The 1,571-nt window shown below is 62.2% G+C and carries 2 protein-coding genes; both read left to right on the forward strand.

The window, feature by feature from the left end; all coding sequences use genetic code 11:
* Window positions 1–833, forward strand: an 833-nt coding sequence (locus Q1K23_RS02240; RefSeq protein WP_300361847.1) for a C-terminal helicase domain-containing protein, incomplete at its 5' end; no start/stop codon positions are given.
* 3 nt (window positions 834–836) lie between these two features.
* Window positions 837–1,571, forward strand: a 735-nt coding sequence (locus Q1K23_RS02245) for an aminoacetone oxidase family FAD-binding enzyme (protein ID WP_300361849.1), incomplete at its 3' end; no start/stop codon positions are given.

Here is a 1,571-nt window from a genome sequence, read left to right on the forward strand (position 1 = left end):
ATCAGCCGGAGTTCGTCTCGGTCACCAAAAAAGAGACGACCAACAAGGATATCCGGCAGCTCTACTACGTGATCGAGGAGAAAGACCGCGACGAGGCGATCGTGCGGCTGCTGGACAAGGAGGAGCCGACGAAGGCGATCGTCTTCTGCCGGATGAAGCGTGAGGTCGACCGGGTGGCGGAGCTGCTGCAGGCGCGCGGCATCAACGCCAGAGGCCTGCACGGCGACATGGAGATGCGCGAACGGATGGAGGTGATCAAGGGCTTCCGGGGCCGCGACATCGACATTCTCGTCGCCACCGACGTGGCGGCGCGGGGGCTCAACATCGAAGAGGTGAGCCATGTCTTCAACTACCACATCCCCTTCGATCCGGAGAGCTACGTCCACCGTATCGGCCGTACCGGCCGCGCGGGCAAGAAGGGTACGGCGATCACGCTGGTGACGCCGCTGGAGTTCAAGGAGCTCGAACGCATCCGCCAGAAGGTCGGCACGAAGATGGAGTACGGCTTCGTGGGCGCCGAGGGAGAAGGGGAAGAGAACTTGACGGAGCGTTTCCTCGATGCCCTGCGTGAGCAGGATATCGATCAGGAGGCGGTGAAGATCTACGAGACGCTGAGTGAAGAGATGGCGCCCCAGAAGGTCGCCTACAAACTGATCTCGATGATCCTCGAAAAAGGTGTGCTGGAGTCCCGGGGCGAAGGGATCGGCCTCAGCAAGGAGGAGGTCGAGCGTCTGATGGCGATGCATGGTGTCGAAGAGAAGCCGAAAAAGGGCGGCGGACGCCGACGAAGCGGTGGAAACCGCCGAAAGAGCGGTGGCGGGCACCGCCGCTAGACGGTGCGTTACGACCTGATCGTCCTGGGTGCCGGTGCCGCGGGGCTGATGGCCGCGGCGCACCTGCCCCGTCGTCGCATACTGCTGATCGACCACAACGAAAGGCCCGGCCGGAAGATCGAGATCTCCGGCGGCGGCCGCTGCAACCTCACCAACCGCAATCTCTCCTCTGCCGACTACCTCGGCGATTCCGTTTTCGTCGATGCCGTTTTGAAGCGTTTCGACAATCTCGCGCTGCTCGATTTTCTGAAAAGAAGAGGTCTTGCGCCGGTCCTGCGCAAAGGGGATCAATATTTCTGCAAAGAGAGTGCCGGGGAACTGACCGCTCTGCTGCGCGATGCCGCGGCGCATGCCGAATTTTCCTACGGTACGGAAATCCTTTCGGTGCGTAAAAGCGGAGAAGTTTTCATCGTCGAAACCTCCCGGGGATCCTTCGAGACCGAAAAGGTGCTGGTGGCCACGGGCGGGCTAAGCTACGCCAGCGTCGGTGCATCGGGGATCGGTTATGAAATCGCCGAATCTTTCGGACACACCATCGTACCGCCCAGGCCGGCCCTGGCGGGGCTGACCCTTCAGCCGCCCCAGAAGTGGATGCGGGGGCTCAGCGGCCTTTCGCTGCCGGTGGAGATCGCCGTGGGGCGGAGAAAGCTTTCGGGTGATCTGCTTTTCGCCCACAAGGGCATCAGCGGTCCGGCGGTACTGGACGCGTCGCTTTTCTGGAACGGCGGCAGGATCACC

This window comes from Hydrogenimonas sp. (genome assembly GCF_029933015.1).
Classification (GTDB): domain Bacteria; phylum Campylobacterota; class Campylobacteria; order Campylobacterales; family Hydrogenimonadaceae; genus Hydrogenimonas.